The 15,077-nt window shown below is 65.1% G+C and carries 13 protein-coding genes; 3 read left to right on the top strand and 10 right to left on the bottom strand.

Annotation, left to right across the window (positions count from 1 at the left end):
- Window positions 1-113: 113 nt before the first annotated feature.
- From A8V01_RS02480 to A8V01_RS02450, 8 genes are all read right to left on the bottom strand, one after another.
- On the bottom strand, window positions 114-1,031 hold the full coding sequence (locus tag A8V01_RS02480) for a sugar phosphate isomerase/epimerase family protein (protein ID WP_103094371.1): 918 nt from the start codon (window positions 1,029-1,031) through the stop codon (window positions 114-116).
- Between the two features lie 12 nt (window positions 1,032-1,043).
- A complete protein-coding gene (locus tag A8V01_RS02475; protein ID WP_170065811.1) occupies window positions 1,044-2,384 on the bottom strand; it encodes a sugar porter family MFS transporter in 1,341 nt (446 codons plus the stop codon).
- A gap of 184 nt (window positions 2,385-2,568) precedes the next feature.
- On the bottom strand, window positions 2,569-2,769 hold the full coding sequence (locus A8V01_RS28020; RefSeq protein WP_146037158.1) for a hypothetical protein: 201 nt from the start codon (window positions 2,767-2,769) through the stop codon (window positions 2,569-2,571).
- A gap of 2 nt (window positions 2,770-2,771) precedes the next feature.
- A complete protein-coding gene (locus A8V01_RS02470; protein ID WP_103094369.1) occupies window positions 2,772-3,728 on the bottom strand; it encodes an aldo/keto reductase in 957 nt (318 codons plus the stop codon).
- A complete protein-coding gene (locus A8V01_RS02465) occupies window positions 3,725-5,158 on the bottom strand; it encodes an MFS transporter (RefSeq protein ID WP_245892271.1) in 1,434 nt (477 codons plus the stop codon). The genes A8V01_RS02470 and A8V01_RS02465 overlap by 4 nt, the downstream gene beginning before the upstream one ends.
- Complete coding sequence (locus tag A8V01_RS02460; protein WP_103094368.1) at window positions 5,155-6,198, bottom strand: SDR family oxidoreductase; 1,044 nt, start codon at window positions 6,196-6,198, stop codon at window positions 5,155-5,157. Before A8V01_RS02460 ends, A8V01_RS02465 begins: the two co-directional genes overlap by 4 nt.
- Before the next feature lie 26 nt (window positions 6,199-6,224).
- Window positions 6,225-6,782, bottom strand: coding sequence for a DsbA family protein (locus tag A8V01_RS02455; protein ID WP_103094367.1), 558 nt, complete (start codon window positions 6,780-6,782; stop codon window positions 6,225-6,227).
- A 30-nt stretch (window positions 6,783-6,812) separates the two neighbouring features.
- Window positions 6,813-7,520, bottom strand: a complete 708-nt coding sequence (locus A8V01_RS02450; protein WP_103094366.1) for an SDR family oxidoreductase — start codon at window positions 7,518-7,520, stop codon at window positions 6,813-6,815.
- Window positions 7,521-7,609: 89 nt separating this feature from the next.
- On the opposite strand from A8V01_RS02450, the gene A8V01_RS02445 reads away from it, so the two are divergent.
- From A8V01_RS02445 to A8V01_RS02435, 3 genes are all read left to right on the top strand, one after another.
- Entirely contained in the window at window positions 7,610-8,518 is a 909-nt protein-coding gene (locus A8V01_RS02445; RefSeq protein ID WP_211294940.1) for a LysR family transcriptional regulator, read from the top strand.
- A 278-nt stretch (window positions 8,519-8,796) separates the two neighbouring features.
- Window positions 8,797-10,194 carry a sugar porter family MFS transporter gene (locus A8V01_RS02440; protein ID WP_103094365.1) on the top strand — a complete coding sequence of 466 codons (1,398 nt, stop codon included), beginning with the start codon at window positions 8,797-8,799 and terminating at the stop codon, window positions 10,192-10,194.
- Window positions 10,195-10,331: 137 nt separating this feature from the next.
- Window positions 10,332-12,659 carry a membrane-bound PQQ-dependent dehydrogenase, glucose/quinate/shikimate family gene (locus A8V01_RS02435; RefSeq protein WP_211294939.1) on the top strand — a complete coding sequence of 776 codons (2,328 nt, stop codon included), beginning with the start codon at window positions 10,332-10,334 and terminating at the stop codon, window positions 12,657-12,659.
- A 191-nt stretch (window positions 12,660-12,850) separates the two neighbouring features.
- Here the strand turns inward: A8V01_RS02435 and A8V01_RS02430 are convergent, their stop codons facing one another.
- Both A8V01_RS02430 and A8V01_RS02425 read right to left on the bottom strand, forming a co-directional pair.
- Complete coding sequence (locus A8V01_RS02430; RefSeq protein WP_170065810.1) at window positions 12,851-13,771, bottom strand: LysR family transcriptional regulator; 921 nt, start codon at window positions 13,769-13,771, stop codon at window positions 12,851-12,853.
- Between the two features lie 96 nt (window positions 13,772-13,867).
- Window positions 13,868-15,070 (bottom strand): CynX/NimT family MFS transporter, encoded by a 1,203-nt coding sequence (locus tag A8V01_RS02425; RefSeq protein ID WP_211294938.1) that lies wholly within the window; start codon window positions 15,068-15,070, stop codon window positions 13,868-13,870.
- Window positions 15,071-15,077 lie beyond the last annotated feature (7 nt).

Raw genomic sequence — 15,077 nt, 5'->3', positions numbered from 1 at the left:
CATGAAACGCAATGTACCGGAACGCGCCATGTGTAGGAAAGCGACTGGCGGATTTGCGCCCAAATCAGTCACTCAGGTCATCGGGTGCTGATCCCGAAACCTTCCATGCAATATCAATAGTTACCCGGCGGCGAGTACCCGATGGCCGTCAACTTCGGAAAGCGCAACATGCTCTCCCTAGCCATGATAGCAATGTCCTCAGCAGGGGTTCTCTCAAGCGCATAAGTGGGTGCGAATATTTCTGGGCCTACCGCCTTCAACCCACCGATATCGTCAAGCAAGTCGATCATCGCGTTCAGCTGGAAACCGCCTTCACCCGGCCAGAGGCGGTGAAAGCATTCATCCTCAAGGCTGGCCGTGGCCGGCATGTAGCCGTCGCAGATCTGAACCGTGGTGACCAGATCACCCGGCATCGACGCCAGAATGTCCAGCGGGGTCTCTCCCCGGAAGAAATGCGTCGTGTCGAGCACGATGCCGCTGTTGGTCACGCCGGAGAGCTCAATTATCTTCAGCGCATCCTCCAGCCGCGGAATTCCCCACATCGGGATCGGCTCGATGTCACAGGTTAGCCCGTGGGGAGCGGCACGCCGGCAGATCGTCGCATAATGCTCGACCAGTTCCGCCTGCGTATAGGTGTCCGGATGCCACATCGCGTTGAGGCTGACGTGCTTCGCACCGAAATGATCGGCAACGTCGAAGATCGCCTGTGGGTCGGTTGCGGTGGTGAAGCTGAAATCGAAATCGAAGTTGTGCGCCTTCCAGTTCGGCACCCAAGCGGTCAGCGGATCGACGCGGCCGACGACGATGCCTTCGCCGTCCAGCACCGTCTTCATCTCGTGCAGCGAGACGCCCGCGCAGATCGACCTGATGATGTCGATCGGGCTGAGCGACATCTCCTGGAAGCCTGCCAGGACCACCGCACGCACCTGCTCCCGGAAGGGCAAATGCTGCACCATTGCCCAGGGCATGGAGAACGTGACGTCGGAGCGCAGTGCGATCGCTGCCTGCTCGGTAGTGGCGGAAAGTGTCATGACGGTCCCTGATCAATGGATGCCGAAGAGCGTGCGCATCTCGCCCAAGTCACGCCCCTTCGTTTCGGGCAGCGCGCGCAGGATGAAGAGAAAGGCAGTCGCCGCGATCACCGCGAAGAAGGCGAATGATCCCGCATTGCCCCACGCGGCGTTGGCCACCGGGAAAGCGATCGTGACTAACAGGTTGGTCACGCAGACCATGCCGGTGGACAGGCCCATGGCATGGCTACGGATTTCCTGCGGGAACATCTCGCCGACGACGACGTAATAGACGGTCCCCAGGCTCAGCGCGAAGCAGGCTATGAAACCGCACAGGCACAGCGTCGCGAACCAGATCGAGCTGAGGCCAAGAAGAATGCCGCCCGTCAGAATTGCCAGCGTCGCGATCACGCCGCCCAGCCCGGCCAGCAACAGCGCCCGGCGGCCCACGCGATCGACGAGTTGCATGGCGACCAGCGTGAAGATGGTATTGACCAGACCCAGCGCCGAGGTCGCCAGAAGGGCGAGCGCAGGCGTGTTCGCGCCCGCCTTTTCGAAAATGATTGGCGCATAGTAGAGAATGGCGTTGATGCCGGTCGCCATCTGGTAGAACGACAGCAGCAGACCGACCAGAAGCACCCGGCGATAGCGCGGCTTGAACATTGTCTTCCACGACATTTCCGCAGCCATAGGCTTGTGGTTGTCGGTCAGCGATGCCTGCGATTCCTGAGCCGCATCGCGAGCAAGAAGCTCGACTTCCGCCGCAACCCCTTCCGGGTTACGCATCCGGCGCAGAACGACTTCGGCGTCCTTCAGCCGGCCCTTTGCCGCCAGCCAGCGGGGGCTCTGAGGCAGCAGGGCAATACCCATGATCAGCAGCACGCCAGGCAGCACACCGAAGCCTAGCATCCAGCGCCAATTGTGGTTCCAGTCGATCATCCAGTAATCGAGCAGGAATGAGGCCAACTGCCCGGCGACGATGCAGACCGAGTTGAGCGAAATGATCATGCCGCGCCGGTCGGGTGGCGAAATCTCGGCCAGATAGATGGGCGTGACCGAGTTGGCGATGCCGATCCCGACGCCGATGAGTCCGCGGCCGATCATCAGCATCACAACGTCTGGCGCGAAGGCACAGGCCAGCGAGCCTAGGATGAAGAACAGCGCGCACAGTGCGATCGGCAGGCGACGGCCGTATCGGTCCGACAGAGTGCCGCTGATCGCCACGCCGACAAGCGCGCCGAACAGGGCGATACCGACGACCGCGCCCTGCATGAATTCCGAAAGCGCGAACTGATCGCGGATGAACAGAAGCGCACCGGCGATAACGCCAGTGTCGTAGCCGAACAGCGTGCCACCAAGCGAGGCGACCGCCACGACAAGCAAAAACTGCCTAGGGGCTGCTCGGCGCGGCAAATCCGAACCGGCAAATTCCATGGAAGTAGCGACCTGCATATCCGACCAAACCTCTCACCAAGAGAAGACCGGAGCTGGAAGTCGTCATGGCCCTTCACGCGGCGGCGCATAGCGCCAATGGCACCCAGGCGGCGAACGAAGCCGATCATCCCTGTCGCGACAACTCACTGCCGTCGCTTATCATGCCGCCATGATATAAAGGTTCTCGGCGCTTGGTAGCCGAAATGCCGGGAAACAAATTCCCTATATCCGGGATAATCGTTACGGGAAAAGCGACATACCGCGCGCCGACGGAAAAGTTGCGGCCGAGTAGCCACGACTTTTCCGTCGGCGAGGAAGCGATCATCGTCAGGCGCCTGCAGCGTCCAGCAGCTCCATATCGTCGATGCCGAGCGAAAGCGCCGCCGCACGCGCAAAACTTTCAACGTGCGCGACTTTGGTCGCACTGGCAATCGGTGCGGTGACGTCGGGTTTCGCCAGCAGCCATGCCAGAGCCACTTCAGCCGGTGCCGCGCCATGCTTGTCCGCCACCCCGTCCAGCGCCGCGAGGATCGCTTTGCCGCGCGCATCGAGATAACGGCCGACATCTCCGCCGCGCGCGGACTGCCCGAAATCCCGCTCCGAACGGTACTTGCCCGAAAGGAAGCCCGAAGCGAGGCTGTAGTAGGTGACGACGCCGATGCCCCGTTCGCGGCACAGCGTCTGAAGCGGCCCTTCGAACTGCGCGCGGTCGTAGAGGTTGTATTCGGGCTGCAGCACCTGGTACGCCGGAAGCCCGGCTGCTTCGGCCGCCTCCAGCGACGCGGCCAACTGGCCCGCATCGACGTTGGACACGCCGATCGCCTTGACCTTGCCGGCGTCGATCAGCTTCGCGAAGGCGCCCAGCGTCTCGGCATAAGTCGTGCCCGCCGGATCGGGCCAGTGCGCGAAGTAGAGGTCGATCGTCCCGATCCCCAGCCGCTCCAGCGAGCGTTCCACCGCTTCGTGGATATAAGTCTCGCTCAGCCCGCCGGGATGCGGGCCGCCGGTGACCGAACCGACCTTCGTGCAAATCTTCACCCGGTCGCGCATCCCCGGTCGTGCCTTGACCCAGGCCCCGATCATCGCCTCGGATTCGCCGCCGGAATTGCCTTGCGCCCATGCGGAATAGCAATCGGCGGTGTCGATCGTATCGAAACCGTGATCGACGAAGGCATCGAGCACGGCGAAGCTCGCCTGTTCGTCGGCAGTCCAGCCGAACACGTTGCCGCCGAGCACGAGCGGCGCAATATCGAGACCGGTCCTGCCGAGTGCGCGCTTGTTCATTTGGGTTCTCCTTTGGGGGGTTGCGGGGAGTTCGTCAGGGAAGCTTTCGGGCCGGCGACAATGCGACCGGCATCAGGGGCCAGCTTCAGACTGTCGATTATGCCCAGCGCCGATGCTGCGGCCACGATCAGGAAGGCGATGCGGAACGGTGCCGCCGGATCGCCGCCATGGCCCAGCACCTCGCCCAGCCGCCATGCGATCGCGCCCAGCGTGATGCCCATGCCCATCGCCAGCTGGAACGCGGTCGAGAACAGCGTGTTGGCATCGGTCATCTGGTCCTTGGGGACATCGGCGAAGGCGATGGTATTGAACACGGTGAACTGCATCGAGCGGGTCATGCCGCCCAGAAACAGGATCGCGCAGGTCGCCCACAGCGGCAGCCAGGCGCCGAACAGCGCGCAGGCGGCGATCATCGCGGCGTTGAGCGTGCCGTTGACCAGCAGCACCGGCTTCATCCCGAAGCGGCGCATGCCGGCGGTGGTGAACGGCTTCATCGTCAGATTTCCGGCGAACACCGCCATCAGCATCCCGCCAGCCTGAAACGAGGTATAACCGAAACCCACCTGGAACATGATCGGCACCAGAAACGGCACCGCGCTCACCCCCATGCGGAACAGCGATCCGCCCCAGATCGTCACCGCGAACGTCTGCGTCTCCAGCGCGGAAAGCCGCAGCATCGGCGTCTCGGCCCGGTTGAGATGGCGCACGCCGAGGCCCAGCAGGACAAGGCCGACGATGACTCCGGTCGCTGCAACCGGTAGCGAGGCATCGGGGCGCGACATGTCCTCCGCCATCAGCATCAGCGCGAAGATCGCGCCGCCCAGCAGCAGGAACCCGGTCCAGTCGAAGCGCCGCTGCGGTTCTGCTTCAAGATGCGGCACAAGCCGCAGCGCACCCGCCAGCGCCATCGCGCCGAGCGGAAGGTTGAGCCAGAATATCCACCGCCAGTCGCCATGATCGACGATCAGCCCGCCCAGCGGCGGGCCGAGAACCGGGGCGACGAGCGCCGGCCAGGTCAGCACCGCGATCGCGGAGACCAGCCGCTCCTTGGGCGTCTCGCGCAGCACCACGAGGCGGCCGACGGGGACCATCATGGCGCCGCCGATACCCTGCAGCACCCGCGCCGCGACGAACTGCGGCAGGTCCTGCGCCATCCCGCACAGCAGCGAGGTCAGCGTGAACATCACGATTGCAGCGGCGAATATCTGGCGTGCGCCAAAACGCTGCGCCGCCCATCCGCTGACCGGGATGAACACGCCCAACGCGATCATGTACGCCGAAACGCCCGCCGACAGATCGACGGGCGCGGCCGCGAAGCTTTTCGCCATCGCCGGCACCGCGGGGGTGACGACGGTGGCGTCGAGATTCTCCATGAAGAAGGTGCCGGCAACGAGCAGCGCCAGCGCCTTGCTTCCGGTGTGGGTGGTCAAGGGATGATCTTCCTTTCGCGGAATTCTTCGAAGAGGCGGAGGAACATGGCCTCGGAATCGACGACCGGCGCAAAGCCGGCCTGACGAATTTTCGTTGTGGAACAGATCACGTCCCAATCGCAATTGAAGATGAAGTCTCCGAAGCCCCAGGCCGCGACCTTTTCGAACGGTACCGCGCTCAGACCGTGGCGCTCCACGATGCGATCCCACACCGGGCCCTTGTCCGCCATCATGGCCTGCAGGTTGATCGCTAGCGGATCGGCCAGTTCCATGTCGAACCAGCGCGCGACCTGTTTGAACACGTGCTTCCAGCGGAAGATGTCGCCATTGGTGACGTTGTAGGCTTCGCCCCCCGGCGCTGCCTCGGCCGCCCATTGCGAGCTGGCGGCCAGCTGCGCGGCGTCGGTCACTTGCGCCAGCCGCTCATAGCAGCCCACCGAACCGGGGAAGCGCAGCGGCAGGCCCAGTTCCTTGGAGATCGCCGCATAGACCGCGATCACCATCGACAGGTTCATCGGATTGCCGATCGCGAAGCCGCACACCACGTCGGGGCGCAGCACGACCATGTCCCAGCGCTTGCCCTCGGCGCGGGCGCGCAGCCAGTCCTCCTGATCGTAATAGAACATCGGCGGCATCACGCGCGGATCGTCTTCCCGCGCGGGGGTGGTGAAGGCGCCGACGTGCGCGCCATAATACTTGCCGCCCTCGTAGAGCACTACCCGCTCCAGCGACGGACAGGCGGCCTCGGCAGCCTCGACCAGATTGGTCAGCATCGCGAGATTGGCCGAAACCTGCTCGGCCGGATCAGCATGTTCCTGATAGGCGGCATAGAACAGATGCGTCACGTCACCGAGGTCGGCCAGCGCCGCTTTCGTGGCGGCAAGATCGTGCAGGTCCACCGAGAGGAACCGCGCGCCCATGTCGTCATCAGGCGTACGGCGCGAAATCGCAGTGGTCTGCCAGCCTTCGAGCCCGGCGAAGTGCTTGACGAGATTGCGGCCAATGACGCCGAGGCCACCGGCGATGAGTGCGTGCTTCATGGGAAGATCTCCTTTCCGAACGTGAGCTAGGCCGTCAGCTTGTGCGCCCAGTCCTCGACCGGGTCGCCGCTCCCCATGTCCGCCTGCACCAGTCCGTCGATCAGGAATGTGGGCGAGACATGGATGCCGTTCTGGCGGGCGTAGCGGGTGTGCTTCTTGATCTCGGCCTCCAGCTCGGGAAACTCGAAGGCTTTGGCGAGGGAGAGGCCGGTGTAGTTTTCCAGCCGGGCAATGATCTGCGCGGGCGTGGCGTCCATGTTGGGGCCACGGCAGTGTTTCTCGAACTCGAACTCCTCGCGGCGCGGGGCGATCGCGTCGAGCACGGCGCGGGCATTGTCGCGCCCGCCCGGCAGCATCGATGCGGCAAGGACCGCGCGCACGATGACGCCCGAGAACATGTGCCAGGGCTGCGAATGCAGCCAGATGCGCACGCTCACCCGGTCACGCCCCGCCGCATCGAGCAGCGCGTCGAGCTTGCCGAGCGTGCGCACGCAGAACGGGCAGGTCGGCTCCAGGAACATTTCGAACAGGCGCGGTCCCTCGCCCCAGATCAGCGGGTCGGCGCGGTGAATGGCTTGGGTCATGGCAATGCTCCGTCGTTCGGGTGATGCCGGTCAGGCGATGGCGCCGCCGCCATCGACGAGGACGGTCGATCCGGTAGCGTAGGGCGTCATCACCAGATAGGCGATGGCATTGGCGATGTCCTCGGGATGGCCGATGCGCTTGGCCGGCAGCCCGGCGGCGGTAGCATCAAACATCGCCTGTCGGTCGGCTTCGGCCATGCCGCCCCACAGCGGCGTGGCGATGACGCCAGGCGATACCGCGTTGACGCGTGTGGGCGACAGTTCAAGCGCAAGACCGCGGGCCAGCGATTCCAGAGCCGCGTTAATCGCGCCCTGCAGCACCCAGTCTCCGGGGCGGACGCTGAGGAAGCCGGAAATGAACGTCAGCGTCCCGCCGGGACGGATCTGTGCGGCGCGCGCGACGCGGTAGGCGCCCCAGAACTTGCTGTCGAGCGCGGCATAGGCATCGCCGAGCGGCAGTTCCTTGACCTTGCCGCCGGGCGTCTGCGCCGCCGAAATGACGATGTGGTCGAACTGCGGCGCGTCGGCGAAGAACTGCGCGACGCCTTCGTCCGATCGGGTATCGAGCACGGCAACGTCGGCGCCGCCGATCCGCTCGGCGGCCGCCTCCAGCTTGTCTCGGCTGCGCGAGGCGAGCGTCACGCTTGCGCCCAGCTCCTTGAGCCGCGCAGCGGTGGCCTCACCGATCCCCGAGCTGCCGCCGACCACGAGTACCTTCTGTCCGTCGAGTTGCGCCATGCCTTGTCTCCATGTCTTGTGTCGCTTGCGTGCAAGGGAACTTAGGAAGCGCAGTTCCGCAGAATAATGACCTTTCCAATGAAGGCATTATGCACATAATCTGCATTATGGACCTGATCGCCCACATCCGCATCTTCATCGAGATCGCCGACCGGGGGAGCCTCGCCAAAGTGGCGCGGGCGCGCAGCCTCGCGCCTTCGGCAGTTACCGCCAGCCTGCGACGGTTGGAGGAGCACGTCGGCACGCGGCTGGTGCTGCGTTCCACGCGCAGCCTGGCGCTCACTTCGGCGGGCGAGCGCTTCGTCGTCGAATGCCGCCAGCTGGTGCAGCACCTCGACGAGGCGATCGAGCGTGTCGCGGGGGACGGCCCTTTGCGCGGGCTCGTCCGCCTGACCTCGATCAACGATTTCGGCCGCTCACGCCTGTCGCACCTGATCGACGGCTTCATCGCGCTCCACCCGCAAGTCCAGTTCGAACTGTCGCTGAGCGATGAAGTGGTCGATCTTGTCGAGGGCGGCTACGACCTTGGCATCCGCACCGGGCCGCTTTCCGACTCCCGGTTGCGTACGCGGCTGATCGTGCGGTGCGGCCGTTCGGTCTGCGCGGCCCCGGCCTACTGGGACCGGTGCGGCCGCCCACGCAGTCCAAGCGACCTTGTCGATCACAATTGCCTGATTCAGTCACGCAGGGGCGCACCGCAGAGCGTCTGGCATTTTATGCAGGACGGTGCACCGATCACAGTCCACATCGGCGGCGATCGCATGGCCAACGATGGCGGCATGTTGCGCCAGTGGGCGATTTCGGGCGCCGGGGTCGTCCTCAAGTCGGATTACGACATCGCGCAGGATTTGGAGGCCGGGCGGCTGGAAACGGTGCTCGATCGCTTCAAGCTGAATGACATGAACCTTTACGCGGTCCATGCCGCCGGGCGTCAGGTATCCCGGCGCACGCAGGCCTTCATGGATTATCTTGCCAACGGGCTGCATCCGGACCGATAGGGCGTCGCGGATTCTCTCACAAATGCAGCCAATCGCAATGATTGGCGCGCCATTGTTGCAGTATCAGCAAATATCTCTTGCCTCCATGGCAAGAACCCTTGTGCTACACCTGCGTTTCGTTCGGCACGCGGGGGGCACGATCATGCACCCCCACGTATGCCACAAACGCGCCGCTTCTTTGAGCGGCCGCCACACCGGAAAGGCAGTCGCGATGCGCTGCCGTTGCGGCCGTTTCGAGCTGCGCGATCCGGTTCCAGCAAGGAGCCTCGAGCCACCCGATGCAGGTTAGCGTACCAGAACTATCATCCGATTTCGCCGAAACCGACAGTAGCAGCGACAGTCCGCCCGCCCGGTTCTGGCTCGTTGCCGCAATCGCCTCGCTCGGGGGCCTGCTGTTTGGCTACGACACCGGCATCATCGCCGGAGCCCTCCTGTTCATCCGCGAGGAATTCGGCCTCTCCACCCTGATGGAAGGTGTCGTCGCCGGGGCCGCGCTGGTCGGTGCGGTCGGCGGCGTCATGGTCGGCGGCCATCTTGCCGACAGCATCGGGCGGCGACTGCTGATCTTCGTATGCGCGCTGGTCTTCATCGTCGCCTCGGTCATCTGCGGCATCGCGCCGGAGTTGTGGACGCTGATCGCAGGCCGCGTGCTGGTCGGCGTGGCGGTAGGCATCGCCTCGATGGTGACGCCGATCTATCTGGCGGAAATCTCGCCCCCGGCGCAGCGCGGCACGATCGTCTCGTTCAATTCGCTGTGCATAGTGGCGGGCATGTTCGGGTCGTATCTGCTTTCGTACTGGATGGTGGACTGGACCGAGGGCTGGCGCTGGATGCTGGGCTTCGGCGTGCTGCCCGGCACCCTGCTCGCGCTCGGCATCATGCTGCTGCCGGCAAGCCCGCGCTGGCTGGCCTCGCAAGGCCGCTTCAACGACGCGCGCGAGGTGCTCTACCACATGCGCCCGGCCGACGCCGTCGATGCCGAACTCGCCCTGCTCAAGCGCGACGCGCGGCAGCAGGCCAAGCAAGAGGACGCCACCTGGGCGACCCTGTTCCAGCCGCGCTATCGCCGTGTCCTGACCGTAGGCGTGCTGCTGGGCTTCTTCCAGCAGGCCACCGGCATCAACGCGGTGCTCTACTTCGCTCCGCGCATCTTCGAGAAGGCGGGCGCCGACACCCCTGCGCTCGCGATTCTCTCGACTGCCGCAGTCGGCTTCGTCAACGTGCTGTTCACGCTCGTGGCGCTGCGTCTGGTCGATCGCGCCGGGCGCCGGGCGCTGCTGCTGTGGGGCATCGGCGGGATCGACGTCATGCTGATCGCCTTCGGGCTCGGCGCCTTCGCGGGTCAGGAATCGCTGCTGTTCGCGGCCCTATGCCTGGGCGGCTTCATCGCCTTCTTCGCGGTGAGTCTGGGCTCGGTCTATTACGTGATCGCTTCGGAAATCTTCCCGCAGGCGATCCGGAGCCGGGCGATGAGCCTTGTCGCCGGCGTGGTCTGGACCACCAACCTTGGCGTCACGATCGTCTTCCCGTCGATCAACGCCGCGCTCGGCAACGGCGGTTCGTTCCTGCTGTTCGCAGGCATCGGCGCGGTCGCGTTCCTGTTCACCTGGCGCATGATCCCCGAGACGCGCGGCCGCTCGCTCGAAGAGATCGGCCGCCTGTTCCACGCCGATTGATGTGCCGGATTCCGCGGGTGCCAGCGCGTTCGGGCACCGCGGATTGTTACGTAAATTGCAAAGATCAATTGCGAACCACCGTGAATTTTTGCGCCGATACGTTGCTAAGAGGCGACGATTCTATCGGAGACTCAGTCTTGCAACGCACAGCATCAATTCTGGCGCGGATCGTCGGAGCGATCGGCCTGTTGATGGGTGCCGTCCTCGTCGTCGGGGGCGGTTGGCTCATCGCACTGGGGGGCTCACCCTTCTTCCTCATCGCCGGCATTCTTGCCGCTGCGGCAGGCGTGTGCCTGTTTCGCGGCAGCATCTACGCCACCTGGATCGCCCTTGCCCTGCTGGTGATCGCGGCCGTCTGGTCGTACGCCGACATCGGCTTTACCTTCTGGCCCTTCTTCTCGCGCATCATGGTGTTCCTGGGCATCGCCCTCGTCACCGTCATGTTCGCCCCGTGGCTCTCCGGCCCCGGCGCCTCCGCGCTTTCAGGCAAGAAGGCAGCGAGCGGTTCGGTCGTTCTGGGTATCGCGATGGTCGCGATGCTCGCGGGCATGTTCTCGTCGCACGCCACTCTCGAGGGTGATGGCGCCGCGCTCAAGATACTCGGCGATGCCGCACCGGCGACCGCGACCAACGACTGGACCGGCTACGGCCGCACCACTTCGGGCAGCCGCTTCGCGCCGTTCCAGCAGATCAACGCGGACAACGTGAAGAACCTGAAGGTGGCATGGACCTACCGCACCGGCGATCTCGCGATCGACAGCGCGGAGTTCCAGATGACGCCGCTCAAGGTCGGCAACACGGTCTACGTCTGCTCGCCCTACTCGAAGGTTTCGGCCGTCGATGCGGCGACCGGCAAGCTGCGCTGGAAGTTCGACCCCCACGCGCACCAGAAGAGTTGGCAGCGCTGCCGCGGCGTAGCCTATGCCAAGACCCCGACCGCCAACCCTGCAGATCCCTGCCAGGAGCGCGTGGTCCTCACCACCATCGACGCCCGCCTGATCACCATCGATGCCAAGACCGGCAAGGCCTGCGAAGGCTTCGGCTCGGGCACTTCGGTCGACCTGATGGCCGGCATGGGCCCGTCGGGTCCGGGTTCGTACTACCCGACGTCCGCTCCGCTCGTCGCGGATGACGTCGTCGTCGTCGGCGGACACGTCAACGACAACGAGAAGACCGGCGAGCCTTCGGGCGTCGTGCGCGGCTACGACGTGCGCACCGGCGCGCAACGCTGGGCCTGGGATCCCACCCATCCCAAGGGCCGCACCACGCCGCTGGCTAAGGGCGAGATCTACACGCCGGAAACCCCGAACTTCTGGGGCACCGCCAGCTTCGACCCGAAGCTGGGCCTGATCTACGTGCCGACCGGCAACCAGACGCCTGACTTCTGGGGCGGCAACCGCCTGCCCGAGTCCGACGCATATACCGATTCGATCGTGGCGATCGACGTCAAGACCGGCGCTGCCCGCTGGCACTTCCGCACCGCCAACCACGACCTCTACGACTATGACGTCGCGGCGCAGCCGATCCTCTACGACATGCCTGACGGCAAGGGCGGTAAGACCCCGGTGGTCGTGGCGCTGACCAAGCGCGGCGAGATCTTCGTACTCGACCGTCGCAACGGCAAGCCGGTGATCCCGGTCACCAACCGCAAGGTCCCCACCGACGGCGCCCCGCAGGGCCAGCGCCTGGCACCCACGCAGCCGTTCTCGGCCTTGTCGCTCGATACCGACAGGATCAAGGAAAGCGACATGTGGGGTGGCACCATCTTCGATCAGATGGCCTGCCGCATCGCCTTCAAGTCGATGCACTACGAAGGTCCGTTCACCCCGGTCGGCTTCAAGAAGACGCTGATCTACCCCGGCTACTACGGTGGCTTCAACTGGGGCGGCGGCGCAATCGACGAACGCACCGGCACCCTCTACGTCAACGACATCCGCATGCCACAGTGGGGCCGCTTCGTTCACCGCGAAGACGCTCACATCCGTGGCCTGAAGCCGACCACCGAAGGCGAATATTCGGAACAGAAGGGCACGCCCTACGGCGTCGAGCGCTCGATGTTCCTGTCCCCCACCGGCGTTCCCTGCATCGCGCCGCCTTACGGCTCGATGGCGGCGATCGACCTGACCACCGGCAAGAAGCGCTGGCAGGTCCCGGCCGGCAGTCTAGAGGACAGCCCCGCAAAGCCGAGCATCCACATCCCGCTCGGCCTGCCGACGCTGGGTGGCCCGCTCGTCACCGCAGGCGGCCTGACCTTCTTCTCGGGCACGATGGACTCGTACCTGCGCGCGTTCGACAACCGTTCGGGCAAGGTCGTGTGGCAGGGCCGTCTCCCGGTCGGTAGCCAGGCCGCGCCGATGACGTACATGCAGAACGGCAAGCAGTACATCGTCGTAACCGCCGGCGGTCAAACCCGCACCGGCACCAACGAGAATCGCGGCGACTACGTCATCGCCTACTCGCTGTAATACCTTTCGGCGCGATGCCGGGCCGACGCGCGCCGCACCTCCCAACGTGCGGCGCGCCGAGCCTTCCTTCAGCGGCTCGCCCCCCTCGGCAGCTGAAACGCATTGCGGACGAAAGACACCCCGAGGCAGCGTCACGCTGCTTCAGGGTGTCTTGCATTCAGCTTGCCGGAAAGGCCGTAAGCCCCCTTAGCTCACGCCGATGGCCAGAGCCCCAGATCGGCGTTGCGGTCGAGCATCGCGTTCAGTTCCACCATCAGGAAATCGGCGAATAGCCGTACCCGGCGCGGCATATAGCGGCGATCGGGGAACACCAGATGAATACTGCGATCGGCGCCTTCCTGCCATTCGGGCAGCACCCGCACGAGCCGCCCGGCGCGCAGGTCTTCCATGACGTCCCACACCGACTTGATCGCGATTCCCCCGTGCGCCAGCGCCACCGCATGGATCACTTCGCCGTTGTTGTCCGAGACCATCGGCCGGATCGGCACCTCCACCCGCTCACCGTCGCGCAGCAACGTCCACGAGCGGCGCGGCGGGATGCCAACGCTAAGGCAGCGGTGGTGCTCCAGATCGGCAGGTTCCTGCGGTGCCCCGGCGCTCGCCAGATAATCGGGCGTCGCGCACAGGATGCGCGCATCGGCGGCGGCCCGGCGCATGACGAGCCGGCTGTCCTCCAGCGCCTCCTGCCGCACCGCCAGATCGACCCGCTGTTGCAGCAGATCCACGACGTCGTTCGATGCCAGCACTTCAACCGCGATACCGGGATGCACGTCCATGAACCGGGGCAGCAGGGGCGCGAGCACGCGCTTAGCGAAAGCCACCGACGCGGTCACCCGCAGCGAGCCGCGATCGCTGCCGACTTCCTCCGCAATTTCGAGCGCAGCCAGCACGGTGCGGGCATTTTCAAGGAACTGCTCGCCTTCGGGGGTCAGATGCAGGCGGCGGGTGGAGCGCTGCACCAGCCGTACCTCTAGCGCCGTCTCCAGTTGCTTGAGGCGTCGCGACACCACCGTTAGCGACAGCCCGGTATCGCGCGCCGCGTCGGTCAGGCTGCGGGTGCGGCCGATCGCTTCGAACAGCCGCAAGTCGACGATGTGCTCGATCCGTGCCACGCGAGATCCCATTCTTCCATAAACCGAAATAATGCCTCCCTTCTGGCAATCGCCGAGCGACTTGACCAGCCGGTGACTGCACTCGCGATTTGCCGTCTACGCCATAGTCCGCGCGCGTCCCGCAAGCGTCCCAAACAGGGCGGTCAGCACGCTTGATCCGACGAGGACTCCGAAGGCCGGAGTCCATCCTCCGGTTGCGTCGCGCAGGATGCCCACCAGCAATGGTCCCGCCGCTGCGCCGATATAACCGATGAACTGCGCCATGCCGGAAAGCCGGGCGGCCTGATCATGATGAGCCGTGCGCAACGAGAACAGCGACAGGCTCGTGACCATCGCCATCCCGGCACCAAGACCACACACGACCAGCCAGAGCAGCGAGAGCAACGGGGCGACCAGCAGGCCTCCCGTGCCCACCACCAGCAACATGCCGCAGCATAGGCCGAGCCAACTCTGGCTGGCGAAGCGGCGGATCGCCGAGGCACTCGCAAGGTTCGTGGCCACCGCGACGATCTGATAGACCATCATCATGAAACCGGCGGAAGCCGGTGCGATGCGCGCGCTCGCCGCATAGGAGGGGAACCAGTCGACCAGCGCGTAGAACACCAGCGAATGGCAGGCGAAGAACAGCGAGACCTGCCAACCAAGCGGATGGCGCCAAGTCGACACGAACGACCGCGTCTGGCCTTCCCCCCGCATCGTCACGGTGCCTTCGTGGCGCACCTGCGGCAGCCAGACCGCTAGCGTGATCAGCGCTAGGACGCCCCACAAGGCCAGTGCACCGCGCCAGCCCATCCCGAGGCCATCGGCCAGCGGCACGGCGAGTCCAGCCGAGAGTCCGGCAAACGTCGCCATTGCAGCCGCATAGAGGGCGGTCAGCGAGGCGGCCCGGTCAGCGAATTCACGCTTGACCAGCGCCGGCAGCAGCACATTGCCCAGTGCGATTCCGACACTCAACACCGCCATACCAAGCCAGATCATCCCCGGCACCGCGATCGAGCGCAGCGCGGTTCCGCCAAAGATCGCACCGATCGAGGCAGCGAGCACCGCGCGCAGGCCGAAGCGTCGGCCGATGACTGGCGCTACCAGCGACAGCAACGCGAATATCAGCAGCGGCAGCGCGTTGAGCAGCCCCGCCTGCGTCGTGTCGAGGCTGAGGTCGCGTCGGATATAGGGAAGCAGCGGGCCTATCGCCGTGATCGGCATGCGCAAGTTGGCGCCGATAAGGACGATACCAAAAGCGACCGCGGTCGAAGCAGCATGGGAGGAACCCGCATGGCGGGATTGAGAACTGGCGCGCACGTCAACA

Origin of the sequence: Novosphingobium guangzhouense (assembly GCF_002896965.1) — a bacterium.
Classification (GTDB): Bacteria; Pseudomonadota; Alphaproteobacteria; order Sphingomonadales; family Sphingomonadaceae; genus Novosphingobium; species Novosphingobium guangzhouense.
The sequence above is the reverse complement of the archived record's forward strand: the minus strand, read 5'-3'. Positions and strand labels throughout refer to the sequence as shown.